General features: G+C 62.5%; 25 protein-coding genes. 19 read left to right on the top strand and 6 right to left on the bottom strand.

The window, feature by feature from the left end:
* Positions 1-9 precede the first annotated feature (9 nt).
* The 3 genes from ACK59H_RS00310 to ACK59H_RS00300 are packed head-to-tail and all read right to left on the bottom strand — an operon-like array spanning position 10 to position 1374.
* A complete protein-coding gene (locus ACK59H_RS00310) occupies positions 10-564 on the bottom strand; it encodes a chemotaxis protein CheW (RefSeq protein ID WP_060478167.1) in 555 nt (184 codons plus the stop codon).
* Positions 561-926 (bottom strand): twitching motility response regulator PilH, encoded by a 366-nt coding sequence (gene pilH / locus ACK59H_RS00305; RefSeq protein ID WP_060478168.1) that lies wholly within the window; start codon positions 924-926, stop codon positions 561-563. The genes ACK59H_RS00310 and pilH overlap by 4 nt, the downstream gene beginning before the upstream one ends.
* 46 nt (positions 927-972) lie before the next feature.
* Positions 973-1374 carry a PleD family two-component system response regulator gene (locus ACK59H_RS00300; protein ID WP_060478169.1) on the bottom strand — a complete coding sequence of 134 codons (402 nt, stop codon included), beginning with the start codon at positions 1372-1374 and terminating at the stop codon, positions 973-975.
* 194 nt (positions 1375-1568) lie between these two features.
* Between ACK59H_RS00300 and gshB the strand changes: the two genes are divergently transcribed.
* The 14 genes from gshB to ACK59H_RS00230 all read left to right on the top strand — a co-directional run bounded on the left by gshB (position 1569) and on the right by ACK59H_RS00230 (position 15640).
* Positions 1569-2522 (top strand): glutathione synthase, encoded by a 954-nt coding sequence (gene gshB, locus ACK59H_RS00295; protein WP_060478170.1) that lies wholly within the window; start codon positions 1569-1571, stop codon positions 2520-2522.
* A gap of 91 nt (positions 2523-2613) precedes the next feature.
* Positions 2614-3516, top strand: a complete 903-nt coding sequence (locus tag ACK59H_RS00290; RefSeq protein ID WP_060478171.1) for an energy transducer TonB — start codon at positions 2614-2616, stop codon at positions 3514-3516.
* A 158-nt stretch (positions 3517-3674) separates the two neighbouring features.
* On the top strand, positions 3675-4244 hold the full coding sequence (locus ACK59H_RS00285) for a YqgE/AlgH family protein (protein WP_060478172.1): 570 nt from the start codon (positions 3675-3677) through the stop codon (positions 4242-4244).
* Positions 4244-4681 carry a Holliday junction resolvase RuvX gene (ruvX, locus tag ACK59H_RS00280; RefSeq protein WP_060478173.1) on the top strand — a complete coding sequence of 146 codons (438 nt, stop codon included), beginning with the start codon at positions 4244-4246 and terminating at the stop codon, positions 4679-4681. Before ACK59H_RS00285 ends, ruvX begins: the two co-directional genes overlap by 1 nt.
* 57 nt (positions 4682-4738) lie before the next feature.
* Positions 4739-5257, top strand: a complete 519-nt coding sequence (gene pyrR, locus ACK59H_RS00275; RefSeq protein ID WP_060478174.1) for a bifunctional pyr operon transcriptional regulator/uracil phosphoribosyltransferase PyrR — start codon at positions 4739-4741, stop codon at positions 5255-5257.
* A gap of 13 nt (positions 5258-5270) precedes the next feature.
* Positions 5271-6275 carry an aspartate carbamoyltransferase catalytic subunit gene (locus ACK59H_RS00270; RefSeq protein ID WP_008099987.1) on the top strand — a complete coding sequence of 335 codons (1005 nt, stop codon included), beginning with the start codon at positions 5271-5273 and terminating at the stop codon, positions 6273-6275.
* The gene (locus tag ACK59H_RS00265) at positions 6272-7543 is read left to right on the top strand and encodes a dihydroorotase (RefSeq protein ID WP_060478175.1); all 1272 of its coding nucleotides are present in this window, start codon (positions 6272-6274) and stop codon (positions 7541-7543) included. Before ACK59H_RS00270 ends, ACK59H_RS00265 begins: the two co-directional genes overlap by 4 nt.
* 209 nt (positions 7544-7752) lie before the next feature.
* A complete protein-coding gene (gene hslV / locus ACK59H_RS00260; RefSeq protein WP_060478176.1) occupies positions 7753-8283 on the top strand; it encodes an ATP-dependent protease subunit HslV in 531 nt (176 codons plus the stop codon).
* Between the two features lie 75 nt (positions 8284-8358).
* Positions 8359-9702, top strand: a complete 1344-nt coding sequence (gene hslU, locus ACK59H_RS00255; RefSeq protein WP_060478177.1) for an ATP-dependent protease ATPase subunit HslU — start codon at positions 8359-8361, stop codon at positions 9700-9702.
* A gap of 246 nt (positions 9703-9948) precedes the next feature.
* The gene (locus tag ACK59H_RS00250) at positions 9949-10326 is read left to right on the top strand and encodes a gamma-butyrobetaine hydroxylase-like domain-containing protein (protein WP_060478178.1); all 378 of its coding nucleotides are present in this window, start codon (positions 9949-9951) and stop codon (positions 10324-10326) included.
* A 353-nt stretch (positions 10327-10679) separates the two neighbouring features.
* Complete coding sequence (phaC, locus tag ACK59H_RS00245; protein WP_409264160.1) at positions 10680-12359, top strand: class II poly(R)-hydroxyalkanoic acid synthase; 1680 nt, start codon at positions 10680-10682, stop codon at positions 12357-12359.
* Between the two features lie 63 nt (positions 12360-12422).
* On the top strand, positions 12423-13274 hold the full coding sequence (gene phaZ, locus ACK59H_RS00240; RefSeq protein WP_060478197.1) for a poly(3-hydroxyalkanoate) depolymerase: 852 nt from the start codon (positions 12423-12425) through the stop codon (positions 13272-13274).
* 55 nt (positions 13275-13329) lie between these two features.
* Positions 13330-15012 (top strand): class II poly(R)-hydroxyalkanoic acid synthase, encoded by a 1683-nt coding sequence (phaC, locus tag ACK59H_RS00235; protein WP_060478180.1) that lies wholly within the window; start codon positions 13330-13332, stop codon positions 15010-15012.
* A 13-nt stretch (positions 15013-15025) separates the two neighbouring features.
* Entirely contained in the window at positions 15026-15640 is a 615-nt protein-coding gene (locus tag ACK59H_RS00230; RefSeq protein ID WP_060478181.1) for a TetR/AcrR family transcriptional regulator, read from the top strand.
* Between the two features lie 113 nt (positions 15641-15753).
* On the opposite strand, the gene ACK59H_RS00225 is transcribed toward ACK59H_RS00230, so the two are convergent.
* Positions 15754-16521, bottom strand: a complete 768-nt coding sequence (locus tag ACK59H_RS00225; RefSeq protein ID WP_060478182.1) for a phasin family protein — start codon at positions 16519-16521, stop codon at positions 15754-15756.
* A gap of 10 nt (positions 16522-16531) precedes the next feature.
* Complete coding sequence (locus ACK59H_RS00220; RefSeq protein ID WP_186476313.1) at positions 16532-16951, bottom strand: phasin family protein; 420 nt, start codon at positions 16949-16951, stop codon at positions 16532-16534.
* A 180-nt stretch (positions 16952-17131) separates the two neighbouring features.
* Between ACK59H_RS00220 and ACK59H_RS00215 the strand changes: the two genes are divergently transcribed.
* Positions 17132-21844 carry a DUF6543 domain-containing protein gene (locus ACK59H_RS00215; RefSeq protein WP_230849755.1) on the top strand — a complete coding sequence of 1571 codons (4713 nt, stop codon included), beginning with the start codon at positions 17132-17134 and terminating at the stop codon, positions 21842-21844.
* A gap of 9 nt (positions 21845-21853) precedes the next feature.
* Here the strand turns inward: ACK59H_RS00215 and ACK59H_RS00210 are convergent, their stop codons facing one another.
* Complete coding sequence (locus ACK59H_RS00210; protein WP_060478184.1) at positions 21854-22129, bottom strand: polyhydroxyalkanoic acid system family protein; 276 nt, start codon at positions 22127-22129, stop codon at positions 21854-21856.
* A 124-nt stretch (positions 22130-22253) separates the two neighbouring features.
* Here ACK59H_RS00210 and ubiE point away from each other — a divergent pair, with 124 nt between their 5' ends.
* From ubiE to hisI, 4 genes are all read left to right on the top strand, one after another.
* Positions 22254-23024: a bifunctional demethylmenaquinone methyltransferase/2-methoxy-6-polyprenyl-1,4-benzoquinol methylase UbiE gene (ubiE, locus tag ACK59H_RS00205; protein WP_060478185.1), complete on the top strand. Its 771-nt coding sequence runs from the start codon at positions 22254-22256 to the stop codon at positions 23022-23024.
* The gene (locus tag ACK59H_RS00200; protein ID WP_060478186.1) at positions 23024-23647 is read left to right on the top strand and encodes an SCP2 domain-containing protein; all 624 of its coding nucleotides are present in this window, start codon (positions 23024-23026) and stop codon (positions 23645-23647) included. Before ubiE ends, ACK59H_RS00200 begins: the two co-directional genes overlap by 1 nt.
* A complete protein-coding gene (gene ubiB, locus ACK59H_RS00195) occupies positions 23644-25266 on the top strand; it encodes a ubiquinone biosynthesis regulatory protein kinase UbiB (protein ID WP_060478187.1) in 1623 nt (540 codons plus the stop codon). The genes ACK59H_RS00200 and ubiB overlap by 4 nt, the downstream gene beginning before the upstream one ends.
* 72 nt (positions 25267-25338) lie before the next feature.
* Positions 25339-25731 carry a phosphoribosyl-AMP cyclohydrolase gene (gene hisI / locus ACK59H_RS00190; protein ID WP_027592414.1) on the top strand — a complete coding sequence of 131 codons (393 nt, stop codon included), beginning with the start codon at positions 25339-25341 and terminating at the stop codon, positions 25729-25731.
* The last annotated feature ends 1 nt before the right edge of the window (position 25732 follow it).

Genomic DNA, 25732 nt, shown 5'->3' with positions numbered 1-25732 from the left:
TCGAAAGTCCTATAGCGCCACGTCAAGAAAGCCCGGCGCCTGGGCCAGGGCGAAGGGGCTGAAGATTGCCCAGTTGCGCTCGCGCGCGAAGTGCCCCTGCACGTAGCGGGCAGCGGCCCGCAGTAGCGGCTGTGGTGGCGACAGCTCCAGGCTACTCAGGGCGAAATGCTGAAGGCCCAGCACCTCGTCGACCAACAGGCCGACGAACAGGTCTTCATGGTCCAGAACCAGCACCCGCCGTTGCTTACCCGGCGCAGTGGGCCCAAGGCCGAAGAAACTGCTCAGGTCCATCACCGGCAGCAGCCGGCCGCGCAGGTTGGCCACGCCACACACCCATGGCTGTACGCCAGGCACACGGCTGGCGCGCGGCTCGCGCAGTACCTCGGCTACCTCACCCATCGGAGCCACGAACCATTGCCCGGCAACCCGAAAGCCGATGCCGCTCCATTGCTGCAGGCGGGCGCCCTGCGGCGGTTGATCGGCCACCAGCAGGCGGCAGCGCCGGTCGATGTCCAGCAACAGCTCGAAGGCGGTCAACGACGCGCCCTGCGGGCGAGTGGTCAAGCGCTCAGCACTTCTTGCAGTTTGGCAATCAACGCGTCTTCTTCCACAGGCTTGGTCAGGAAGTCGCGCGCGCCCTGGCGCGTAGCCCAGATACGGTCGGTTTCCTGGTCCTTGGTGGTCACGACCACCACGGGAATGGCGCTGGTTTCTGGATCTTTGCTCAACTGGCGGGTCGCCTGGAAGCCGTTCATGCCCGGCATGACGATATCCATGAGTACCGCATCGGGCTTTTCCTGGCGGGCCAAGGCCACGCCATCGGCACCGTTGTTGGCCTTGAGCACCTGGTGACCGTGCTTTTCCAGCCATTCGGTCAATCTGTACATCTCTGTCGGCGAATCGTCGACAATCAGAACGCGGGCCATTGTGTTTCCCCATCAGGAAATTGAAAGCCGCACCCGCACAGCGCGGTCAGGGTGCAGATTGTTCGGGCACGGCGAAACCAGGCACATGGGCCTTGATCGCGTCGAGCAGTTCTTCTTTGCTAAAGGGTTTGGTCAGAAACTGGTCGGAGCCGACCACCCGACCGCGGGCCTTGTCGAACAGGCCGTCACGCGATGACAGCAAAATCACTGGGATGTCCTTGAAGGCACTGTTGTGCTTGATCACTGCGCACGTCTGATAACCATCCAGGCGGGGCATCAGCACATCGACGAAGATGATCTTTGGCTGGTGGTCGATGATCTTGGCCAGGGCATCGAAGCCATCACTGGCGGTGATCACCTCGCAGCCCGCTTCGCCGAGCAACATCTGCGCAGTGCGGCGGATCGTGCGGGAGTCGTCGATCACCATCACCTTCAGGGGCTGTTCCATAAGTCGCGTTACCATCGCTGCACAGTGTGGGCAGCAAGCCACTGACGGCTTGCAGCTTGAAGCTGAGGCATTTTTAGCATACTCCTGGGGCCCGTACCATCTGCCGCCCCCTTGACCCGCGGCGCTCACAGCGCCACCCTGAGCCACTTTTCTTTCGACCCACCGCGGCCTGCGGCCGCCAAGAGGAACCACCCATGAGCGTTCGCCTCGGCATTGTCATGGACCCGATCGCGTCCATCTCCTACAAGAAGGACAGCTCGCTGGCCATGCTGCTGGCTGCCCAGGCCCGCGGCTGGAGCCTGTTCTACATGGAGCAGCGCGACCTTTATCACGGCGAAGGCAAAGCCCGCGCCCGCATGCGTCCACTCAAGGTATTCGCAGATCCCGCGCGCTGGTTCGAGCTGGGCGAGGAGCAGGACAGCCCCCTGGCCGAGCTGGACGTGGTGCTGATGCGCAAGGACCCTCCCTTCGATATGGAGTTCGTCTACAGCACCTACCTGCTCGAGCAAGCCGAACGCGAGGGCGTGCTGGTGGTGAACCGCCCGCAGAGCCTGCGCGACTGCAACGAAAAACTCTTCGCCACCCAATTTCCGCAGTGCATGGCGCCCACGCTGGTCAGCCGACGTGCCGATATCCTGCGTGCATTCGCCGCCAGCCATGGCGACGTGATCCTCAAACCGCTGGACGGCATGGGCGGCGCTTCGGTGTTCCGTCACCGCCAGGGCGACCCAAACTTGTCGGTGATCCTCGAGACCCTGACCCAGCACGGCGGCCAGCAGATCATGGCGCAGGCCTACCTGCCCGAAATCAAGAACGGCGACAAGCGCATCCTGATGATCGACGGTGAGCCGGTCGACTATTGCCTTGCCCGCATCCCCGCCAGCGGCGAAACCCGCGGCAACCTGGCGGCAGGCGGCCGGGGCGAAGCACGCCCCCTGACCGAGCGCGACCGCTGGATCGCCGCCCAGGTCGGCCCAGCACTGCGTGAAAAGGGCCTGCTGTTCGTCGGCCTGGACGTGATCGGCGACTACCTCACTGAAATCAACGTCACCAGCCCCACCTGCATCCGCGAGATCGACGCGGCCTACAACACCGATATCGGTGGCCGGCTGATGGATGCCATTGATCGCAAGCTCAAGGCGCGCTGACCGCCGACGCTGAGCAATTGCCCGCGGTGGGGTATGATGCCGGTCCTTATCGACTGAGCTGCTGCCCCGCCCTGCGGTTGCTGGATACCTGATGACGCTGCCTGCCGACATCCCTTCCGACCTGCTGCCACCGCGTGTTCGCCCGGTGGACCGGCTTGGCTTTACCCTGTTTCTGGCCGCCCTGGTGCACCTGGCGTTGATCCTGGGCGTGGGCTTTACCGTGGTCAAGCCAGCCGAGGTACGCCAGAGCATGGATATCACTCTGGCTACCTTCAAAAGCGAAAAAGCGCCCAAAAAGGCGGATTTCCAGGCCCAGGACAATCAGCAGGGCAGCGGCACGCTGGAAAAGAAAGCGCTACCGACCACCACCGAGGTGGCGCCGTTCCAGGACAGCAAGATCAACAAAGTCACACCGCCTCCTGCGGCCAAGCCCGAGGTCGCTGCACCGCCCAAGCCGGAAAAGTCCGTGGTGGCGACCAAGGCCCCGAAAGCGCAGAAGGCCGAACCCAAGCCCAAGCAAAGCAAGCCGCAACCCAAGCCCGCGGCCACTCCGGATTTCGACAGCTCGCAACTGTCGAGCCAGATTGCCAGCCTGGAAGCCGAGCTTTCCCATGAGCAGCAGATGTACGCCAAGCGCCCGAAGATTCACCGCATCAATGCGGCCTCCACCATGCGGGACAAGGGTGCCTGGTACAAGGAAGAGTGGCGCAAGAAGGTCGAGCGCGTGGGCAACCTGAACTACCCCGACGAAGCTCGTCGCCAGCAGATCTACGGTAACTTGCGGATGATGGTTTCGATCAATCGCGATGGCTCGCTGTATGAGGTGCTGGTACTGGAGTCGTCCGGGCAGCCGGTGCTGGACCAGGCAGCGCAACGCATCGTACGGCTGGCGGCGCCATTTGCACCGTTTACCGGTGACCTGGCCGAATTCGACCGTTTGGAAATCATCCGCACCTGGCGTTTTGCCCGTGGCGACCGCTTGTCGAGCAACTAACCCCCATGCTGCACGGCAGCTGTGCCAGCGGGTTCAACCGTGAATCCGCCAGATCAGGCAATGATGTGGCCGGGTCGTATGCACTGGCGAGTGAACCCGGTCCCACAGCCTCATTGCGCACCTTGTCAGTCTCCTCACCTGGCGCCACACTATCTCCCATGAAAACCCTCAGCCCGAGCTACCTCAAGCATCAGTTCCTGATCGCCATGCCGCACATGGCCGATCCGAACTTCGCCCAGACCCTCACGTACATCGTCGAGCACAACGCCAATGGCGCCATGGGCCTTGTGGTCAACCGGCCACAAGAGCTGAACCTGGCCGATATTCTCGAGCAGTTACGTCCAGACGAACTGCCCTCGGCAACTACTTTGCAGGTGCCGATCTACCAAGGCGGGCCGGTGCAGACCGACCGAGGCTTCGTCCTGCACAGCAGCGAATGCAGCTACCAAGCCACCGTCGAGCTCCAGGGCCTGTCGCTGTCCACCTCGCAGGACGTGCTATTTGCCATCGCCGAAGGTGATGGGCCCCGACACAGCCTCATCACCCTGGGCTATGCCGGCTGGGAAGCAGGCCAACTGGAAGCCGAACTGGCCGACAATGCCTGGCTCAACTGCCCATTCGACCCAGACATCCTCTTCGCCGTCGCCAGCGAACAGCGCCTGGGTGCCGCAGCCCGTAGCCTGGGGATCAATCTCAGCCTACTGACCAGCCAGGCGGGCCACGCCTGATGGCTGAACAACACCCACCATTGCGTTTGCTGCTGGGCTTTGACTACGGCAGCAAACAAATAGGCGTGGCCGTCGGCCAAGTGGTGACCGGGCAAGCCCGCGAGCTGTGCACACTGAAGGCGCAGAACGGCGTGCCGGACTGGGTTCAGGTGGAAAAACTGGTCAACGAATGGAAACCCGATGCCATCGTCGTCGGCCTGCCGCTGAACATGGACGGCACCCCAAGCGAAATGAGCGCCCGCGCCGAGAAGTTCGCGCGACGCCTCAATGGCCGCTTCAACCTGCCGGTACACACCCACGACGAACGCCTGACCACCTTCGAGGCCAAGGGTGAACGCCTGGCCCGTGGCGGCCAGCGCGGCAGCTACCGTGACAACCCGGTCGACGCCATCGCCGCCGCCTTGCTGCTGCAAGGCTGGCTGGAGGCCAATACCTGACCCTTCCGCGTTTATGTCGGGGCCATCGCCTTGCCCCGGCGCCCTCAGGAGATACCCATGAGCCTACCCACCCCCGCCGAGCTGATCCGGCAGATGGCTGTCGACCTTCGTGCCCATCTGGCCCGCCGCACTATCACCGAACCACGCTTCATCGGTATCCGTACCGGCGGCGTCTGGGTTGCCCAGGCCCTGCAGGAGGAAATGGGCGACCAGAGCCCCCTCGGCACCCTGGACGTATCGTTCTACCGGGATGACTTCAGCCAGAACGGCCTGCACCCTCAGGTCCGCCCGTCGGAGTTGCCGTTCGAAATCGAGGGCCAGCACCTGGTGCTGATCGATGATGTGCTGATGAGTGGCCGCACCATACGCGCTGCCCTCAATGAATTGTTCGACTACGGCCGCCCAGCCAGCGTTACCCTGGTCTGCCTGCTCGATCTGGATGCTGGCGAGCTGCCAATTCGCCCGAATGTGCTCGGCGCCACCCTGTCGCTGGCCGCCAATGAACGGGTAAAATTGACCGGCCCCGCACCGCTCGCCCTCGAGCGCCAGGACCTCGCCACCGCTTCCGCCCTTTAAGAGTCCCCTCGCGATGACGCCAATCGACGCCAAGCGCCCGCTGCAGCTCAATGACCAGGGCCAGCTGCGCCACTTCCTCTCGCTCGACGGTTTGCCCCGCGAACTGCTCACCGAGATCCTCGACACCGCCGACTCGTTCCTCGAAGTCGGCGCCCGAGCCGTCAAGAAAGTACCGCTGCTGCGCGGCAAGACCGTGTGCAATGTGTTCTTCGAAAACTCCACGCGCACCCGCACCACATTCGAGCTGGCCGCCCAGCGCCTGTCGGCCGATGTGATCAGCCTGAACGTGTCGACCTCCTCGACCAGCAAGGGCGAGACGCTGTTCGACACGTTGCGCAATCTGGAGGCGATGGCCGCCGACATGTTCGTCGTGCGCCATAGCGACTCTGGCGCCGCGCACTTCATCGCCGAGCACGTGTGCCCGGACGTCGCGGTCATCAACGGCGGTGACGGCCGCCATGCCCACCCCACCCAGGGCATGCTCGACATGCTGACCATCCGCCGCCACAAAGGCAGCTTCGAGAACCTCTCGGTGGCGATCGTCGGCGACATCCTGCACTCACGCGTGGCCCGCTCCGATATGCTCGCGCTCAAAGCGTTGGGCTGCCCGGACATCCGTGTGATCGGCCCGAAAACCCTGATCCCGATCGGCATCGAGCAGTACGGCGTCAAGGTGTATACCGATCTCGCCGAAGGCCTCAAAGACGTCGACGTGGTGATCATGCTGCGCCTGCAGCGTGAGCGCATGGCGGGTGGCTTGCTGCCCAGCGAGGGCGAATTCTACCGCCTGTTCGGCCTGACCACCGCGCGCCTGGCCGGCGCCAAGCCGGATGCCATCGTCATGCACCCCGGCCCGATCAACCGCGGCGTGGAAATCGAATCGGCCGTGGCCGACGGTAAACACTCGGTGATTCTCAACCAGGTCACCTACGGCATCGCCGTGCGCATGGCCGTGCTGTCCATGGCCATGAGCGGGCAGAACGCGCAACGTCAATTCGACCAGGAGAACGCCCAGTGACCATCAGCATTCTTGGCGCTCGAGTCATCGACCCTGTCAGCGGCCTGGACCAGGTCACTGACCTGCACCTGGACGGCGGCCGCATCGCCGCCATCGGCACCGCCCCGGCCGGCTTCAGCGCCAGCCGCACGATCCACGCCGATGGCCTGATCGCCGCACCTGGCCTGGTCGACCTCGGCGTCTCGTTGCGCGAGCCAGGCTACAGCCGCAAAGGTTCCATCGCCAGCGAAACCCGTGCGGCGGTAGCCGGCGGCGTCACCAGCCTGTGCTGCCCACCGCAGACCAAGCCGGTGCTGGACACTTCGGCGGTGGCCGAGCTGATCCTCGATCGCGCCCGCGAAGCGGGCAACAGCAAGGTCTACCCAATCGGCGCGCTGACCAAGGGCCTGGAAGGCGAACAGCTGGCCGAGCTGGTTGCCCTGCGCGACACCGGTTGCGTGGCCTTCGGCAATGGCTTGAAGGAGATCCCCAACAACCGCACCCTGGCCCGTGCCTTGGAGTACGCTGCCACCTTCGACCTGACCGTGGTGTTCCACTCCCAGGACCGCGACCTGGCTCAAGGTGGCCTGGCCCATGAAGGCGCCATGGCCAGTTTCCTCGGCCTGCCCGGCATCCCTGAAACCGCCGAGACTGTGGCCCTGGCGCGCAACCTGCTGCTGGTGGAGCAGACCGGCGTGCGTGCGCACTTCACTCAGATCACCAGCGCCCGTGGCGCACGGCTGATCGAGCAGGCCCAACAGTTGGGCCTGCCAGTCACGGCAGACGTTGCCTTGTACCAGCTGATTCTTACCGACCAGTCGCTGCGCGAGTTCTCGAGCCTGTACCACGTGCAGCCGCCACTGCGCACCGCTGCAGACCGCGATGGCCTGCGAGCGGCGGTCAAGTCGGGGGTGATCCAGGCGATTTCCAGCCACCATCAGCCCCATGAGCGTGATGCCAAGCTGGCACCTTTCGGCGCTACGGAACCTGGCATCAGCAGCGTTGAGCTGCTGCTGCCGCTGGCCATGACCCTGGTCGAAGACGGCCTGCTCGACCTGCCGACCCTGCTTGCTCGCCTGAGCAGCGGCCCGGCCAAGGCCATGCGCCTGCCAGCTGGTGAGCTGAAAGTCGCAGGCGCCGCCGACCTGGTACTGTTCGACGCCAAAGCCTCGACCATCGCCGGTGAGCGCTGGCTGTCGCGCGGTGAGAACTGCCCGTTCATCGGCCACTGCCTGCCGGCGGCCGTGCGTTATACCTTGGTCGACGGGCACGTCTGCCACGAGGCCTGATAGGCCGCGTCGCCCTTTGGCGGGTACATCCGCGCCCACCGGTATTGCACAGGCCTGCCCTTGTGCACACCCACGTAGGTGCGGATTTACCCGCGAGGGGCCAAGCCCATCGGGCACGACCATTCATCCCCCCCGGTTGAAATCCTTCCCCCCACCCCCATATGAGTCTGCATCAGGCAATTTTGCCCCGCTGCGTGGAGACTCTCCCCTTGACCACCATCGTTTCTGTCCGCCGTAATGGCAAAGTCGTCATGGGCGGCGACGGCCAGGTATCCCTCGGCAACACCGTGATGAAAGGCAATGCCAAGAAGGTCCGTCGCCTGTACAACGGCGAAGTGATCGCAGGTTTTGCCGGTGCAACCGCCGATGCCTTCACCCTGTTCGAGCGCTTCGAAGCCCAACTGCAGAAACACTCCGGCCACCTGATCCGTGCAGCCGTCGAGCTGGCCAAGGAATGGCGTACCGACCGGTCGTTGAGCCGTCTGGAAGCCATGCTGGCCGTTGCCAACAAGGACGCTTCGCTGATCATCACCGGCAACGGTGACGTGGTCGAACCCGAAGACGGCCTGATTGCCATGGGTTCCGGTGGTGGCTATGCCCAGGCCGCAGCCCGCGCGCTGCTGAACAAGACCGACCTGTCGGCCCGGGAAATCACCGAGACCGCCCTGAACATCGCTGGTGACATCTGCGTGTTCACCAACCACAACCTGACCATCGAGGAGCAGGACCTGGCCGAGTAATCAGTTGTTTTGGCGCCCCACCCCGGCGGTGGGGCTTTTCCACGCTGAACACCTCGTCCAAGGACCATTTTTGATATGTCCATGACCCCCCGCGAAATCGTCCACGAACTGAACCGCCACATCATCGGCCAGGACGACGCCAAGCGCGCCGTAGCCATCGCCCTGCGCAACCGCTGGCGCCGGATGCAGCTGCCTGCCGAGCTGCGTGCCGAAGTGACGCCCAAGAACATTCTGATGATCGGCCCAACCGGCGTCGGCAAAACCGAAATCGCCCGGCGTCTGGCCAAGCTGGCCAACGCGCCGTTCCTCAAGGTCGAAGCGACCAAGTTCACCGAGGTAGGCTACGTTGGCCGCGATGTCGAGTCGATCATCCGCGACCTGGCCGATGCCGCGTTGAAGATGCTGCGCGAGCAGGAAATCGTTCGGGTACGCCACCGCGCTGAGGACGCCGCCGAAGACCGCATCCTCGACGCCCTGCTGCCCCAGGCCCGCGTCACCAGCTTCAGCGAGGAAGCAGCGCAGACCAGCAGCGATACCAATACCCGCCAGCTGTTCCGCAAGCGCCTGCGCGAAGGGCAACTGGACGACAAGGAAATCGAGATCGAAGTTGCCGAGAACATGGGCGTCGAAATTGCGGCGCCACCCGGCATGGAAGAGATGACCAACCAGCTGCAGAGCCTGTTCGCCAACATGGGCAAGGGCAAGCGCAAGACCCGCAAGCTGAAGGTCAAGGACGCACTGAAGATGGTGCGCGACGAGGAAGCCAGCCGCCTGGTCAATGAAGAAGAGCTCAAAGCCAAGGCCCTGGAAGCGGTCGAGCAGCACGGCATCGTGTTCATCGATGAAATCGACAAGGTGGCCAAGCGTGGCAACGTCGGCGGCGCCGATGTATCCCGCGAAGGCGTACAGCGCGACCTGCTGCCACTGATCGAAGGTTGCACAGTGAACACCAAGCTGGGCATGGTCAAAACCGACCATATCCTGTTCATCGCCTCTGGTGCGTTCCACTTGAGCAAGCCGAGCGACCTGGTGCCGGAGCTGCAAGGCCGCCTGCCGATCCGCGTCGAACTCAAGGCACTGACCCCAGAGGACTTCGAGCGCATTCTGCAAGAACCCCATGCCTCGCTGACCGAGCAGTACAGTGCTCTGCTCAAGACCGAGGGCTTGAATATCGAGTTCGCCGCCGACGGTATCAAGCGCTTGGCCGAGATCGCCTATCAGGTCAACGAAAAGACCGAAAACATCGGCGCCCGCCGCCTGCACACCCTGCTCGAGCGCCTGCTCGAAGAGGTGTCGTTCAGTGCCGGTGACCTGGCCAGTTCCCATGAAGAAGCACCGATCCGCATCGATGCTGCGTATGTAAACGGCCACTTGGGTGAACTGGCGCAGAACGAGGACCTGTCGCGCTACATCCTGTAAGGCCAGCGCCGCCTTCTTCGCGGGTAAACCCGCTCTCACCCGCACCGCCCAAATGTGGGATGTGCCCCAACCTGTGGGAGTGGTTTTAGCCGCGAAGCGGCCGGCACAGGCCGACTAGGCAGTCGCCCCAAGGTTGGGTGGGCGCCTGGAACAGGTCTTCGGGCGCCGCGCCGCCTCGAAAAGGCCCTTGAATCCCTCTACCGGAAGCTGGAAGCTTGCTGGACCAGCTACCTAGGGATCCCCGCCATGGCCCGCATGCCCACCGCCATCAACCTGCACAAAGCCTCCAAGACCCTCAGCCTCACCTACGCCCCTGACGAGGTCTACCACCTGAGCGCCGAATTTCTGCGCGTTCATTCGCCTTCCGCCGAGGTCCAGGGCCACGGCAATCCCATCCTGCAATTCGGCAAATTGAACGTCGGCCTTAGCGGCCTGGAACCGGCTGGCCAATATGCACTGAAACTGACCTTCGACGACGGTCATGACAGCGGCCTGTTCACTTGGGAATACCTCGAACAGCTGTGCCTTCGGCAGCAACAGCTATGGGCCGAATATCTCGATGAACTGCACAAAGCCGGCAAATCCCGCGATCCAGCCGAATCGGTTGTGAAATTCATGCTCTAGCTCAAGCCTTCCAGGCTTTAGAGCGCATTTTCTAATCTCATCTGTTTGAATGCCTTACAGACAACCCCAATAAGGGTTGTCTTGCGCATTACATGAAAGTCGGGTAACCAATGGAGCTGGCAAGTTCCCTGCATCGCCTTCAGGGCAATCAGGCACTGGCCGGTATGTAGAGGTCGCGAGCGAAAGCAGGCTGTCTTCACACGCAGAATCCCCCGCAGCTCATCACCGAATGCATCCGGCCTGCAGCACCGCTGTTCCTTATCACTGGTCACCCGAGTAGCGGTACTGGGTTGTCCGCTGTGCATGATGCTACAGCACCCCGGTACTCGTCTCAGGACAACGGAGCGTCGTAGATGAGTAACAAGAACAACGATGAGTTGCAGCGGCAAGCCTCGGAAAACACCCTGGGGCTCAACCCGATCATTGGCATTCGCCGCAAAGACCTGCTGAGTTCGGCCCGTACCGTGCTGCGCCAGGCCGTACGCCAACCGCTGCACAGTGCCAAGCACGTGGCGCATTTTGGCCTGGAGCTTAAAAACGTGTTGCTGGGCAAATCCAGCCTCGCCCCCGAAGGCGACGACCGCCGCTTCCAGGACCCGGCCTGGAGCAAGAACCCTCTTTATCGTCGTTACTTGCAGACCTACCTGGCTTGGCGCAAGGAGCTGCACGAATGGATCGGCAACAGCGACCTGTCGCCCCAGGACATCAGCCGTGGCCAGTTCGTCATCAATCTGATGACCGAAGCCATGGCGCCGACCAACACCTTGTCCAACCCGGCCGCGGTCAAACGCTTCTTCGAAACCGGCGGTAAAAGCCTGCTCGATGGGCTGTCCAACCTGGCCAAGGACGTGGTCAACAATGGCGGTATGCCCAGCCAGGTGAACATGGACGCTTTCGAGGTCGGCAAGAACCTGGGCACCAGCGAAGGCGCAGTGATCTACCGCAACGATGTGCTGGAACTGATCCAGTACAGCCCCATCACCGAACAGGTGCATGCTCGCCCATTGCTGGTGGTGCCGCCTCAAATCAACAAGTTCTACGTCTTCGACCTGAGCCCGGAAAAGAGCCTGGCGCGCTTTTGCCTGCGTTCGCAGCAACAGACCTTCATCATCAGCTGGCGCAACCCGACCAAGGCTCAACGTGAGTGGGGCCTGTCGACCTACATCGACGCGCTCAAGGAAGCGGTGGATGCAGTGCTGGCCATCACCGGCAGCAAAGACCTGAACATGCTCGGCGCCTGCTCCGGCGGCATCACCTGCACCGCGCTGGTGGGCCACTATGCGGCGCTGGGTGAGCAGAAGGTCAATGCCCTGACCCTGCTGGTCAGCGTGCTGGACACCACCGTGGACACCGATGTTGCGCTGTTCGTCGATGAACAGACCCTGGAAGCTGCCAAGCGCCACTCCTATCAAGCCGGTGTGCTCGAAGGCAGTGACATGGCCAAGGTATTCGCCTGGATGCGCCCCAACGACCTGATTTGGAACTACTGGGTCAATAACTACCTGCTCGGCAACGAGCCACCCGTCTTCGACATCCTGTTCTGGAACAACGACACGACCCGCTTGCCGGCAGCCTTCCACGGCGACCTGATCGAGATGTTCAAGAACAACCCCTTGACCCGCCCGAATGCCCTGGAAGTGTGCGGCACCGCCATCGACCTCAAGCAGGTCCAATGCGACATCTTCAGTGTTGCCGGCACCTCCGACCACATCACCCCCTGGCAGTCGTGCTACCGCTCAGCGCATCTGTTCGGCGGCAAGATCGAGTTCGTGCTGTCCAACAGTGGCCATATTCAGAGCATCCTCAACCCGCCAGGCAATCCTAAAGCCCGTTACATGACCGGTGCTGATCGCCCAGGTGACCCGGTGGCCTGGCAGGAGAACGCCGACAAGCACGCCGACTCCTGGTGGCTGCACTGGCAGCGCTGGCTGGGCGAACGTGCAGGCGAGCTGAAAAAGGCGCCGACGCGCCTGGGCAACCGTGCCTACGCCGCAGCCGAGGCTGCACCAGGTACCTACGTCCACGAACGTTGAGTCGCAATGCCGTGGCCGCTCGGAGCGCGCCACGGTACCTCTTCAAGCTACCGAGCCATGCGCATGCCGCAACCCTACATCTTCCGCACCGTCGAGCTGGACGACCAATCGATCCGAACCGCGGTGCGCCCAGGCAAGCCCCACCTGACGCCGCTGCTGATATTCAACGGCATTGGTGCGAACCTGGAGCTGGTGTTCCCCTTCATCGAGGCACTGGACCCGGACCTGGAAGTCATCGCTTTCGACGTCCCTGGCGTAGGAGGCTCGTCCACCCCGCGCCATCCGTATCGCTTTCCGGGCCTGGCCAAGCTGACCGCACGCATGCTCGACTACCTGGACTATGGCCAGGTCAACGTCATTGGCGTGTCGTGGGGCGGTGCCCTGGCCCAGCAGTTCGCCCATGATTACCCCGAGCGCTGCAAGAAGCTGGTGCTGGCGGCTACCGCTGCCGGGGCGGTGATGGTGCCGGGCAAGCCCAAGGTGCTATGGATGATGGCCAGCCCTAGACGCTACGTGCAGCCGTCGCACGTCATCCGTATCGCGCCCATGATTTATGGCGGCGCCTTTCGCCGCGATCCGGAGCTGGCCCTGCACCACGCCGCAAAGGTGCGCTCAGGCGGCAAGCTGGGCTATTACTGGCAACTGTTCGCAGGGCTTGGCTGGACCAGCATCCATTGGCTGCACAAGATCCAGCAGCCAACCCTGGTGCTGGCCGGTGACGACGACCCGCTGATCCCGCTGGTGAACATGCGCCTGCTGGCCTGGCGAATTCCCAATGCCCAGCTACATATTATCGACGACGGTCATCTGTTCCTGATTACGCGGGCCGAGGCCGTCGCCCCCATCATCATGAAGTTTCTCCAGCAAGAGCGTCAGCGCGCGGTCATGCACCCCAGCCCGGCCCCTGGTGGCTGAGCTGTCGCTTGCTGTTGCATGAACCTGTTCGTGGCCTGACAAGGGAGTGATCGCCATGAAAGAAAAGCCGGCCAGAGGAACGTCATCGCTGCCCGCCACCCACATGAACGCGCAGAACGCCATCCTTGGCCTGCGCGGTCGCGACCTGATTTCCACCTTGCGCAACGTTGGCCGCCATGGCCTGGGCAACCCGCTGCATACTGCCCGCCATCTGCTGGCCCTGGGTGGCCAGCTGGGGCGGGTGATGCTCGGTGACACGCCTTACCAGCCAAACCCGCGCGATGCGCGATTCAGCGACCCGACATGGAGTCAGAACCCGTTTTACCGGCGTGGCCTGCAGGCCTACCTGGCCTGGCAGAAACAGACCCGCCTGTGGATCGAAGAAAGCCATCTGGACGCGGATGACCGAGCCCGGGCGCATTTTCTGTTCAACCTGATCAACGACGCCCTGGCACCGAGTAATTCGCTGCTCAATCCACTGGCGGTCAAGGAGTTGTTCAACACCGGCGGGCAGAGCCTGGTGCGTGGCATGGCCCATCTGCTCGACGATCTTCGCCACAATGACGGCCTGCCCCGCCAAGTGGATGAGCGCGCTTTCGAAGTCGGCGGCAACCTCGCCGCCACCCCGGGCGCCGTGGTATTTCGCAACCCGTTGCTGGAGTTGATCCAGTACAAGCCAATGAGCGAGAAGCAGCACACGCGCCCCGTGCTGGTGGTGCCGCCCCAGATCAACAAGTACTACATCTTCGACCTGCAGCCGCACAACAGCTTCGTCCAGTACATGCTCAAGAACGGCCTGCAGGTGTTCATGGTCAGCTGGCGCAATCCCGACCCGCGCCACCGTGAATGGGGCCTGTCGAGCTACGTGGAGGCCTTGGAGCAAGCGCTCAATGTTTGCCGCAGCATCAGCGGCAACCGTGACCCCAACCTGATGGGCGCCTGTGCCGGGGGCCTGACCATGGCCGCACTGCAGGGTCACCTGCAAGCCAAGCGGCAACTGCGCCGGGTACGCAGCGCAACCTACCTGGTCAGCCTGCTGGACAGTAAATTCGACAGCCCAGCCAGCCTTTTCGCCGACGAGCAGACCATCGAGGCAGCCAAGCGTCGCTCGTACCAACGCGGCGTGCTCGATGGCGGGGAAGTGGCGCGGATCTTTGCGTGGATGCGGCCCAACGACTTGATCTGGAGCTACTGGGTCAATAACTACCTACTAGGCAAGACTCCACCGGCATTCGACATCCTGTACTGGAACGCCGACAGCACCCGCCTACCGGCCGCCTTGCATGGCGACCTGCTGGATTTCTTCAAGCTCAATCCGCTTATTCACGCAAAAGGCCTTGAGGTGTGCGGTACAGCGATCGACCTCAAGCAGGTCGACCTCGACAGCTTCACCGTGGCCGGCAGCAACGATCACATCACACCCTGGGATGCGGTGTACCGCTCGGCCATGCTGCTTGGTGGCGACCGGCAGTTCGTGCTGGCCAACAGCGGGCATATCCAGAGCATCATCAACCCGCCCGGCAACCCCAAGGCCTATTACCTGGAAAACCCCAGGCTCTCCAGTGACCCGCGCGCGTGGTTCCATGACGCACAGCGGCGCGAGGGCAGTTGGTGGCCGCTGTGGCTGGAGTGGATCACCCGGCGTTCCGGCCCGCTCAAAGCCCCCCGCGCCGAGCTGGGCAATGCAACCTATCCACCGCTGGGCCCTGCACCGGGCACCTATGTCCTGACCCGATGAGCACGCCGACTGGATGAAAACCCGCGACCGTATCCTGGAATGCGCCCTGCAGCTGTTCAACCAGCAGGGCGAGCCCAATGTCTCGACCCTGGAGATCGCCAACGAACTGGGTATCAGCCCCGGTAACCTTTACTACCACTTCCATGGCAAGGAGCCCTTGATTCACGGCTTGTTCGACCGTTTCGAAGAAGCGCTGATGCCGCTGCTCGACCCGCCCCTGGAGCTACGCCTGGAGGCAGAGGACTACTGGTTGTTCCTGCATTTGATCGTCGAACGCATGGCCCAGTACCGCTTTCTGTTCCAGGACCTTTCCAACCTGACCGGGCGCTTGCCCAAACTGGCGCGGGGCATGCGCAGCCTGATCAATGCCCTCAAGCGCACGTTGGCGGCGCTGTTGGCGAGCCTGAAAGGCCAGGGGCAGGTGGTGAGTGAGACACAGGCGTTGGGGCAACTGGTGGAACAGATCACCCTGACCTTGATGTTCTCGCTGGATTACCAACGGGTGCTGGGGCGCGAAGGTGATGTGGGGATCGTGGTGTATCAGGTGATGATGCTGGTGGCACCGCATCTGCAGGAACGACCACGGGCAGCGGCGGAGCAACTGGCCCTGCGGTATCTGGAGGGCTAAGCCCATGGCGAGCGCAGTGCTGCGCTCAGCGCATTCGCGGGTAAACGCGCTAGTACAGGGCAAGACGACAACCCTATACTAGCGTGTTTACCCGCGAAGCAGCCGACGAGGTGTCACGCTACTGGAGTGGCGTTCACCGGTGCTGACGCAGTGTTGTTGGCCGGGGCGGCCGCCGGAGCTGGGGCAGCAGTAGCAGCAGGTGCGCTGGCCGCTGGTGCGGCTGGTTTAGCGGCTGACTTGGCCGGCGCCTTTTTAACGGCAGGCTTCTTCGCTGCTACAGGTTTTGCGGCAGGTTTGGCCGCTGTAGCTTTAGCCGCTGCTGGTTTGGCTGCAGGCTTAGCAGCAGCGGTTTTCGCTGCTGGTTTAGCCGCCGCGGTTTTCGCCGTAGCTTTGGCAGGCGCCTTTGCCAGTGGCTTGGCAGCGCTCTTGCTCGCCGCCGGCTTGGCTGGCGCAGCACGCGAGGAGACCGGGGTCACCGAGGCACCGGTCAACTTCTCGATCTGCTTGGTCAGGCTGTCGACCTGCTGGTGCAATGCCTTGATCTCGTTGCGGCTTGGCACGCCCAGGCGCGAAATAGCGCTGTTCAGGCGCTTGTCGAAGGCTTCTTCGAGCTCGCTCCATTTGCCCAACGCACGGTCCTTGACGCCCGATACCCGCGAAGTGGTCGAGGACTTGGCGCTGTCGGCCACATCTTCCGCGGTCTTCTTGGCTTGCTTCTCGGCTTTTTCGCCATCCTTGACCAACGATTCGAACAGCTTCGAGCCGTCCTGGTCGACCTTCGAATAGATACCCAGCCCTGCCAGCCAGATCTTGCGGGAGTACTTCTCGATCCCGCCGATCCAGGAGCTGTTTTCTTTGTCGGAATTCTTCTTGCCAGCCATCCTGCTCTCCTTATGGTTTGTGCGCGACGCGCTCGAGCAGCTCATGCAGCTGTTCAAGCTTGATGGACAACGCCTCAACGTCATGTTTAGACGGAATGCCAAGGCGATTCAAGGCGCGGCCTACCCGTGCGTCGAAAGCTTTTTCGATCTTGTCGAGTTGAATTTCGACCTTGCCGCGTACGCGATTGACCTCTTCGCTGGCTTCATCGATCTGGGAGTTGGCAGCATCGAGCTCTTGATCGATGCGTTTCTTGCCACGCTTTTCGACGCCTTCGCCGGCCTTCACCAGTTCCTGAAAGTAGTCGGAGCCTTCCTGGCCCACCCGCGCATAAGCGCCGATGCCCGCCAGCCAGATCTTGCGCGCGTAGCCGCGAACTTCGCCCAAGGTGCTTGGGGCGTCTTGTTTTTTCTTCACAGTCACTTTAGCCATGCTCTGTACCTCATGCTCATGAGTGGAGGAGGAACCTGCCCATGGAGGTTGGGCTTGAACATACGGTACGAGCCGAAATTAGAATTCTCACCCTAAGATCAACGCTCGGATCTATATACCGCACCCCTTTGCTACCCCCACGCCACCCTCGCCGCTCCCCCAGCAGGAGCACGCGATCCCATGCCCTCTATCACCGACATCCGTCCTCTGGCGTTCAAGCAAATGGCCGCTGCCCGGTTCGCCGATCGGCCAACCTTGCGCCAAGTACTGGCCATAAGCGCCTTCGAAGCCATCGTGCAGCGCTATCCTTGGACCCGGCAGAACCATCCCCACCTGCAATCGGCGGACGCTCTGAGCGTGGTGCGAGCGGCCGGCCCAGGCCAGCCAAGCACCCGTAACTTGGTCGATACCCTGCTCGAGCATTTCGTCAGCGGCCAGAAAGTGACGTTGGCACCGTCTGACTACCTGAGCCTGGCCCCTCCCCTGATATTCCGGGCGCAAGACCATTCACCGGTAATCGAACTCAACCCGGTAGTGCTCAACACGGTGTTCGACGAGCGCCTGGCGACCCTGAGCGAAGCCTTTCAGCTGGCACAGATCAGTTTCTGGAATGGCGGCAATAGCGACACCGAGGTGTCCCCCATCACTTGGCTCGAACAGCTTATCAAGGGGGCGTGGCTGCAGGCCCTCGAGAAACAGGGCCTGACTGCTGCCGATGAACAGTGCGTACATGATTTGATCGACCAGGCCAGCACTCCACCTGTGGCTTACGCCCTGCAAGTATCACTGGCTCAGGAAGGTGAGGAGCACAAGCCACTGTTGCCGGATGTTCTGCTCAGCCAGCAGACGGGCAGCGGACAAGGGTTTCTGTGGTGCAAGCCTTCAGGTAGCGTGCGCCGCTACGTGAACTTAGAAGCCTTTGCACAAGACCTGCATCGGGACCTCTGTGAGCGCTACACATTCAGTGCCTGGAGCTGGGCGCGAATGCCGCTGAGCAGGCCCGTTTTCGCGTATCAGGCCGAACAGTTGCTCAATGTCATGCTGCAGCGTATCGCCCAGGTGCAACTTGGCTCGATCACAGATGTGGCCCATCTGGAGCGGGTGTACGCTGAGCTCAGCGACCCCTGCACAGCATTCAACGATTACGCCCATCCGCCCTTCCCAGGGTCAGCGCTGCCACTTCCGGCTTGGCTGGCAAATGCCGATGCACAGGATCGTCTTGCCTATGCCCAAGCGCTGCTGCAGCTGTCATCAGGCCAATCCCAGGCCAAAGATACAAGTTCGCTGCAAGGCATCGAAAGCCTGAGCACGTATACGACGCGCCGGTTGCGCGAACAGATGCTCGCCGACCACCCCGGCACACCGCCCAGTAACCCCGAGCACATCGTCATCAGCCTTTCTGAACGTGTGCAGGTGTCCTCCGAAGGCCCTTGGCAGCTGCGCTTCGTCAAAACCATCAGCCTGCCTGAGCTTGCGATCACCAGGCTGCGCCCCGCTACCGACCTGGTAGTCTCTGCTGTGCAAAGCGCTACCGCACATCCATTGGCGCCCTGGGTGACCCTCACCTATGTCGACTCGCTGATCAGTACCGTCGATGTTGCCGGTCAATATCCAGTCTATGTACACGGCCTGCTGAACGACTCGGCCAGCAAAAGCTTGCGGGTTCAGCTTTTTGTCAAAGAATGGCGCGCCAGCCTGCTGCTGTGTGCACTGAAAGCCAAAATAGACGGGGCGCTGGGTGAGCGCAGTTATCAGGCAGTGACCGATTACTGCCAGGGCCAGGCTCATGCGCAAGATAACCTGCAACTGGCACCGCTGGCCTTTTTCTGCGCCAGAGGCGCCAAGCGCAGCAATCGGGCCCATGGCATGTACCTGATCAAGCTCAACGACCCGCACAGCTGGCTGCTCTACCGGCCATGGCTCAGCGATGCCGCACTGCGTGAGTTCGCCGGCCCAGACCAGCTGATGGAAAGCCTGCGCAGCGATCTCGCCCTGCAGCGCAGCGTATTGGCCTGGATGAGCGACGAAGCCAGGCCGATCTATGACAATGGTGGCTTCACGCACCCTCACTTGTATCCCACCCTCGAAGAAATCGCAGCGCTGCTCAACCCCCTGGGGCTTACCGCGCTGGATGCGATCCGCGCCCCGGCCGCGCTGGACTTCAAGCCCTGGTCCGACCACCTGGATCAGCAGCTCTATGACGACAAAGCCCTCGCCATGCTGCTGTTGGCGTCGCGCCAATCCACCTCCAACGCCGAGCTACGTTGGGACATGGTGGTGGAGTGTGCATGGCTGGCCTTCAACGTGGCTACCACCCCGCTGCGTGGGCCGGCAGCCACGGTGGTGTGGTTGGTGACTACGGCACTGAGCCTGAACAATGACTTGGCGGTGCTCGGCCAGGGATCAGAGCAGAGCGATATTCTGGCGGCAACCGACATTCTGCTAAGCGTTGCCATGCTACTGATGCACAAAACCCCTGCGCACAGCCCCAGCCCGCTACCGCCAGACGAGCGCCTGGTACGCATCACTGGGCCTGCCAAGCGACAGCCTGCAAGTGGTCACAGCACATCAGCGCCCCAGCCGGCCACCTGGGAAGCCGTACCTGTACATCCCGAATCACCTGCCTACCGGGTAACGCGCTGGGGTGATAGCCAACGCTTGGCGAATCTTTCGGCGCAGGCACGAGCTGCGCTTTCCCAACTGCGCGCACGGCCACAGCCGCAGGCACCGGCCTTACAGACCAGCGGGCGCCTGCGCGGCTTGTACAAGGTCGAGGAACGTTGCTACGTAAATCTACAAGGCACGTTCTACGAGGTTGAAGAGACCTTTACGGGCATCCGCATCATTGGGTCGGACACCCGTAAAGGCGAATGGACCGACCGCTGGGGTGGCGACTGGGATGGCTACCTCATCGTTGGTCGCGAGCGCGACAAGGGGCCATGGGTCGTACGCCGTAATGGTGAATGGGTGATCGACCTCAGTTTGGCCGGCGGCATGCCCAAATCCCGCCAGGCAGTGATGCAAGAGAACCGCAAGGCCTTGGCCGAATTACAAGCCAAGAGGGCGCAAAACGACGCGATGCTGGTGAAGTACGAGGCACTGCTGGACAGGAACTCCGAGCAGGTCAAACCGTTGGACGACGCCGCAAAGGCCCTCAGGTTGCTGCTCGAGGATTACCCAGGGGTATCGCTTGAAAACCTGCCAGAGCCCGTGCAAACACAAATGGACGAGTTGCAAGCCATGCGCAGAAGCCTGCGTAGCCAGCTTCAGGTACTGGTGCTGACCCATGAAAAGCAAGCTGAAATCCTGACTTCACAAGTGCAGGTCCTGGGCCAGATGAGTGAGCCTCGTTTCGCCAGGCAAGACCCTTCCGGCCTGGCTGCCTATGGCCTGGGTCAATGGTGGGAACAACTGCTCAACAACGATGTGCATATGATCCATCGCCTGCTTGAACTGACCGATTACACGCAGGTGCAGACGCAATCGCTGACACTGGCCAGTTTGCCATTTGGGGAGGAGTACATATCGGTTTACCAAGCTTACCGTGACACTCTGCAGCCGACGCTGGCACTGCACCAACGCATACTGGCTGCCACCGAGCGACTGGATCGCAATCTGGTCGAGGCGCTGCTGGACAACCGCATACAGTTTGCCGGTAAACAAACGAAAATTGACAAGATCATCGCTCGGCGCAAGTACTCGACCGTGATCACCCGCGCTCAGGTGCTGAGCGACCTGAGCCAGTTGGTCATCGACAGAGAGCGACTGACCGCCGAAAGCTTCGACGAGCTACTGCGCATGCAGGCCGACTTGCGTTCGCTGGACTTCAAAGAAGCGCTGCTGAGCCACAACAGTATCCCTAGCGCCGATTTGCCGCTCGATGAGCAGGTCGAGGTCCTCAACAACGCCCTGCGCGAATACCGCATCGCCCGCACCAAGGCCAGCTACCTGCTGTCGCTGAACGATCCGGCGTTGAACATTGTTCAGCTCGAAGCCTACATACGGGAAATGGGTGCCCTGGAATCACAGGCCGAGCGCGAGTTGAGCAACACCTTGCGCGAACGCGACGATGGCGCAGTTGCAATCGGCCAACCCGTCACTTATCGAGAGCGCAAAGGCAAACGCAAGCTGATCCGCACCAGCCGGGGCAGAGCCATTCTGGTCGAGCAAAACGGTGACGGCAGCCAGGCGCTGCTCAATGACCCGGTCACCGAACAGACCACCAGCCAATATCAGCGCCAAGGCGACGCTTGGGAGCAAGTGCCGGCCCCACCGGTCATCCATGGCGCTGCCTATCTGCGCCGTGTCGGAACGCGCTTGTTAGGCCGCAAGGCAGCTCAGATAGCCCTGGCCAGCCGCTACACCAATGAGCCCAATAGCCTGGCCGACCTGCTCGACTGGCATGTGCAGGATATGAGCGATATCGCACAGCGCCTGCATGCTGGCCCTGCCGATGGGCACGCGCTTGCCGGCCAACTGGATCAAGCCATCGCCGACATGCAGGCCGAGAAACGCCGGTTGCTCACTGACGCCTACCTCAATACCAGGCACCCCGACAGTACGGCCCTGCGCTACCTGATCGAGCAGGACCAGGTGCAAGTCACCCTGGTCAAAGCCAGAAAACGGCTAAGCACCAATGACTACCTTGCCGTCTACACCATCGACCGCAAACAACCGCGGCAGCCGCTGTGGGAGGCGCACTTCCATTACACCCAGGAGCACGCGGCACCACGAGCGTTCGCAAAAGGTCATTTGAAGTTCAGCGAGCCCCGGGGGATGGGCCGGGATGAGCAGCTTCAACGGGCACTGGACCCGGCGGAACGTATCCGCATCTACCGAGGCGACCTGCGCCTGCGCGACATAGAGGGCCTGATCCCCTTCCCTGACAGCTGAAGCAGCGCTTCAGGCCAAGGCTTTATCAAGGGCGCGTTCGATCTCGCCCTTGATGGTGCCACCCATCATCGACAGCATCATACCGAGCTTGAGCTCCACCCGGATGCTGTCCTCGCCGATGTGCACACTGCCGTTGGCACCGCTGCGCGCTACGTCGACCCGGTCACCGCTCCAAGTGGCCTTGAGGTCGTATTCGCGGCTGAGCTTGTCCACGAGGGCTTGGGCCTTGGCACGGGCGGCCTCGCGGCCGAGGGAGTGTTTGCGTTCGACGCTGATCTGGGTCATGCGGGCGTTCCTGGGCATATAGACATAATCGGCATTATGCCCGCCCCTGTTCCAAGGCACACCCCGCCAAGACAAATCCGCCGGTTCACCCTAGAATGGCGGTAATTTTTTTCGGTGAAGCGATATGAACGACCAGCGCAAAGGCGAACACGCCGAACCCACCACCCATTTTGGCTACCAGGACGTCCCTGAAAGCCAGAAAGCCAAGAAGGTCGCCGAGGTTTTCCACTCCGTGGCCGCCAAGTACGACTTGATGAACGACGTGCTCTCCGGCGGCATGCACCGCCTGTGGAAGCGGTTCACCATCGAGCTGTCGGGCGTGCGCGCCGGCAACCGGGTGCTCGACATCGCCGGCGGCACCGGTGACCTGGCCGCCAAGTTCTCCCGCCTGGTCGGCCCGACCGGCCAAGTGGTGCTTGCCGACATCAACGAGTCCATGCTCAAGGTCGGCCGTGACCGCCTGCTAGACCGTGGTGTGGCCGCCAACATCGAGTTCGTCCAGGCCGATGCCGAGAAGCTGCCCTTCCCCGACAACCACTTCGACTGCGTGACCATCGCCTTCGGCCTGCGCAACGTCACCCACAAGGACGCTGCCATTCGTTCGATGCTGCGTGTGCTCAAGCCCGGCGGGCGCCTGTTGATCCTGGAGTTCTCCAAACCCACCAACAAGCTGATGTCCAAGGCTTACGATGCCTACTCGTTCGCCTTCATGCCGTTGGCCGGCAAGCTGATCACCAATGATGCCGACAGCTACCGCTACCTCGCCGAGTCGATCCGCATGCACCCCGACCAGGAAACCCTCAAGAGCATGATGGTCGAGGCCGGTTTCGACCGCGTCACCTACCACAACATGACCAGCGGTATCGTGGCCGTGCACCGGGGAATCAAACCCTGATGCTGCTGGCCGGGCTGCTCGCCAGCATCGAACATGGCCTGAACCGGGTCCTGCGCATGGACAGCACGGCCCTGCCGCGGCTGGCCGCGCTGGAAGGCAAGGCCATCGAAATCGACTGCCGCCAACCGGCCATGCAGGTGTTCATCCTGCCCGATGAACAAGGCCTGATGCTCGCCGCCCACTGGGAGGGTGAGGTCCATTGCAGCCTGCGCGCTCCGGCTGGCAGCCTGGTGCAACTGGCGGTGGCCAAGGACAAGACTGCCGTGCTGCACAGCCCTCAGGTCGAACTGCATGGCGACAGCGCCGTGCTGCTCGACCTTTTCGGGGTGCTCCAGGACCTGGAACTGGACTGGGAGCACGAGCTGCAGCGCTGGCTCGGCCCGGTGGCCACGGCGATGCTGGCCGGCCACATACGCTTGCGTGCACGCTGGACCCGCCAGGGCCTGGCACGTTTCAGCCAGAACCTGTCCGAATACCTGGCCGAGGAATCACGCACCCTGGTAGGGCAGCGTGAAGCCGAAGCCGCCTTCAGCGAGCTCGACACCCTCAAGCTCGACATCGAACGCCTCGAGGCGCGCCTGCAGCGCCTCTCCCGATCCCTTGATACCAGCGGTAACGCATGAAGCTGCTCGCCGTCCGACGTCTCTTTCGCATCCAGCGCGTGGTAATCCGCTACCGCCTCGATGACCTGTTGTTCGACCAGCCCCAACTGCCCTGGTGGCTGGCCAGCCTGCGCCTGCTGATGCCTTGGCGCTGGCTGCCACGCAAGGCTTCCGAGCTCAGCCGTGGTGCCCGCCTGCGCCTGGCGCTGCAGGACCTGGGGCCAATCTTCATCAAGTTCGGCCAGTTGCTGTCGACGCGCCGCGACCTGCTGCCGAGCGACATCGCCGATGAGTTGATGTTGCTGCAGGACCGGGTGCCGCCGTTCGACCCCAAGCAGTCGGTGGCGCTGATCGAGGCACAACTGGGCGCCCCCGTGGCGCAGCTGTTCAGCCGTTTCGACGTCGAACCGCTGGCCTCTGCTTCGGTCGCCCAGGTGCACGCCGCACGCCTGAAAAGCGGTGAAGAAGTGGTGGTCAAAGTGGTGCGCCCGGGGTTGAAGCCGGTGATCGCCCAAGACCTGGCCTGGCTATTCCTGATCGCCAAGGCCGCTGAACGTGCCTCGGCCGATGCCCGCCGCCTGCACCCGGTGGAAATCGTCGGCGACTACGAGAAAACCATCTACGACGAACTCGACCTGCTGCGCGAGGCGGCCAACGCCAGCCAGCTGCGGCGCAACTTCGAAGGCTCCGAGTTGATGTACGTGCCCCAGGTGTACTGGGACCTGTGCCGCCCCAAGGTGCTGGTGATGGAGCGCATCTATGGCGTGCCGGTGACCGACATGGTGACCCTGGCCGATCAGCGCACCGACATGAAGATGCTGGCCGAGCGCGGTGTGGAGGTGTTCTTCACTCAGGTATTCCGTGACAGTTTCTTTCACGCCGACATGCACCCGGGCAACATCTTCGTGAGTACTGTGAAACCCTGGAGCCCGCAGTACATCGCCATCGACTGCGGCATCGTCGGCAGCCTGACCGCCGAGGACCAGGACTACCTGGCGCGCAACCTGATCGCTTTCTTCAAACGTGATTACCGCCGTGTTGCCGAGCTGCACATCGACTCGGGCTGGGTGCCGGCGCACACCAAGGTCAACGAGTTCGAAGCGGCGATCCGCACCGTGTGCGAGCCTATATTCGAAAAGCCGTTGAAGGACATCTCCTTCGGCCAGGTGTTGATGCGCTTGTTCCAGACTGCACGGCGCTTCAACATGGAGGTGCAGCCGCAGCTGGTGCTGTTGCAGAAAACCCTGCTCAACATCGAAGGCCTGGGCCGCCAGCTGTATCCCGAGCTGGACCTGTGGAGCACTGCCAAGCCGTTCCTGGAGCGCTGGATGCGCGAGCGCATGAGCCCCAAGGCGGTGCTTGGCAACCTGTACAGCCAGGCCGAACAGCTACCGCACCTGGCGGGCATGACCCGCGACCTGCTCGAGCGCCTGTCGCAGCCTCATCTACAAGACCCGCAACTGCCAGAACGTCGCCGCCTGGGCGACCGATGGGCATTGCGCCTGCTTGGCGCCGGTTTGCTCGGTGGCGGTGCGGTACTGGCCACCGGCGCCGCCGAGGCCGCCAGCCTGGCCGCTCCGGCTGCCTGGCCAGCCTGGTTGATGCTGGCCGCCGGCCTTTACCTGATCGTGCGCCAATAGCCAGCCGCGCTGCTGGCTGGCACACTAGCGCAAAGGGCCCGGCACAGGAGCGGGCCCGTTTTGGAGTCGACGATGAAAGACTGGCTGGACGAGATCAAGTGGAACAGCGATGGCCTGGTACCGGCGATCGCCCAGGACCACAAGACCGGACGCGTGCTGATGATGGCCTGGATGAACCGCGAATCACTGGCCCTGACCGCCGCCGAACAACGCGCCATCTACTGGTCGCGTTCCCGTGGCAAGCTGTGGCGCAAGGGCGAGGAGTCCGGCCACGTGCAGAAGCTCCATGAAATGCGCCTGGACTGCGATGCCGACGTGATCATCCTGATGGTCGAGCAGTTAGGCCACATCGCTTGCCATACTGGCCGCGAAAGCTGCTTTTACCGCGTCTTCGAAGACGGCCAGTGGAAAACCGTGGACCCGGTTCTGAAAGACCCGGATGCCATCTATAGCGCAGGACACTGAC

Origin of the sequence: Pseudomonas sp. KCJK9000 (assembly GCF_046230725.1) — a bacterium.
Lineage (GTDB): Bacteria > Pseudomonadota > Gammaproteobacteria > Pseudomonadales > Pseudomonadaceae > Aquipseudomonas > Aquipseudomonas promysalinigenes.
The sequence above is the reverse complement of the archived record's forward strand: the minus strand, read 5'-3'. Positions and strand labels throughout refer to the sequence as shown.

Bases quoted from the DNA above. Each gene is read 5' to 3' on its own strand.
- pilH (WP_060478168.1), bottom strand. From the start codon at position 926: ATGGCCCGCGTTCTGATTGTCGACGATTCGCCGACAGAGATGTACAGA.
- ACK59H_RS00300 (WP_060478169.1), bottom strand. From the start codon at position 1,374: ATGGAACAGCCCCTGAAGGTGATGGTGATCGACGACTCCCGCACGATC.
- gshB (WP_060478170.1), top strand. From the start codon at position 1,569: ATGAGCGTTCGCCTCGGCATTGTCATGGACCCGATCGCGTCCATCTCC.
- ACK59H_RS00290 (WP_060478171.1), top strand. From the start codon at position 2,614: ATGACGCTGCCTGCCGACATCCCTTCCGACCTGCTGCCACCGCGTGTT.
- ACK59H_RS00285 (WP_060478172.1), top strand. From the start codon at position 3,675: ATGAAAACCCTCAGCCCGAGCTACCTCAAGCATCAGTTCCTGATCGCC.
- ruvX (WP_060478173.1), top strand. From the start codon at position 4,244: ATGGCTGAACAACACCCACCATTGCGTTTGCTGCTGGGCTTTGACTAC.
- pyrR (WP_060478174.1), top strand. From the start codon at position 4,739: ATGAGCCTACCCACCCCCGCCGAGCTGATCCGGCAGATGGCTGTCGAC.
- ACK59H_RS00270 (WP_008099987.1), top strand. From the start codon at position 5,271: ATGACGCCAATCGACGCCAAGCGCCCGCTGCAGCTCAATGACCAGGGC.
- hslU (WP_060478177.1), top strand. From the start codon at position 8,359: ATGTCCATGACCCCCCGCGAAATCGTCCACGAACTGAACCGCCACATC.
- ACK59H_RS00250 (WP_060478178.1), top strand. From the start codon at position 9,949: ATGGCCCGCATGCCCACCGCCATCAACCTGCACAAAGCCTCCAAGACC.
- phaC (WP_409264160.1), top strand. From the start codon at position 10,680: ATGAGTAACAAGAACAACGATGAGTTGCAGCGGCAAGCCTCGGAAAAC.
- phaZ (WP_060478197.1), top strand. From the start codon at position 12,423: ATGCCGCAACCCTACATCTTCCGCACCGTCGAGCTGGACGACCAATCG.
- phaC (WP_060478180.1), top strand. From the start codon at position 13,330: ATGAAAGAAAAGCCGGCCAGAGGAACGTCATCGCTGCCCGCCACCCAC.
- ACK59H_RS00230 (WP_060478181.1), top strand. From the start codon at position 15,026: ATGAAAACCCGCGACCGTATCCTGGAATGCGCCCTGCAGCTGTTCAAC.
- ACK59H_RS00225 (WP_060478182.1), bottom strand. From the start codon at position 16,521: ATGGCTGGCAAGAAGAATTCCGACAAAGAAAACAGCTCCTGGATCGGC.
- ACK59H_RS00220 (WP_186476313.1), bottom strand. From the start codon at position 16,951: ATGGCTAAAGTGACTGTGAAGAAAAAACAAGACGCCCCAAGCACCTTG.
- ACK59H_RS00215 (WP_230849755.1), top strand. From the start codon at position 17,132: ATGCCCTCTATCACCGACATCCGTCCTCTGGCGTTCAAGCAAATGGCC.
- ACK59H_RS00210 (WP_060478184.1), bottom strand. From the start codon at position 22,129: ATGACCCAGATCAGCGTCGAACGCAAACACTCCCTCGGCCGCGAGGCC.
- ubiE (WP_060478185.1), top strand. From the start codon at position 22,254: ATGAACGACCAGCGCAAAGGCGAACACGCCGAACCCACCACCCATTTT.
- ACK59H_RS00200 (WP_060478186.1), top strand. From the start codon at position 23,024: ATGCTGCTGGCCGGGCTGCTCGCCAGCATCGAACATGGCCTGAACCGG.
- ubiB (WP_060478187.1), top strand. From the start codon at position 23,644: ATGAAGCTGCTCGCCGTCCGACGTCTCTTTCGCATCCAGCGCGTGGTA.
- hisI (WP_027592414.1), top strand. From the start codon at position 25,339: ATGAAAGACTGGCTGGACGAGATCAAGTGGAACAGCGATGGCCTGGTA.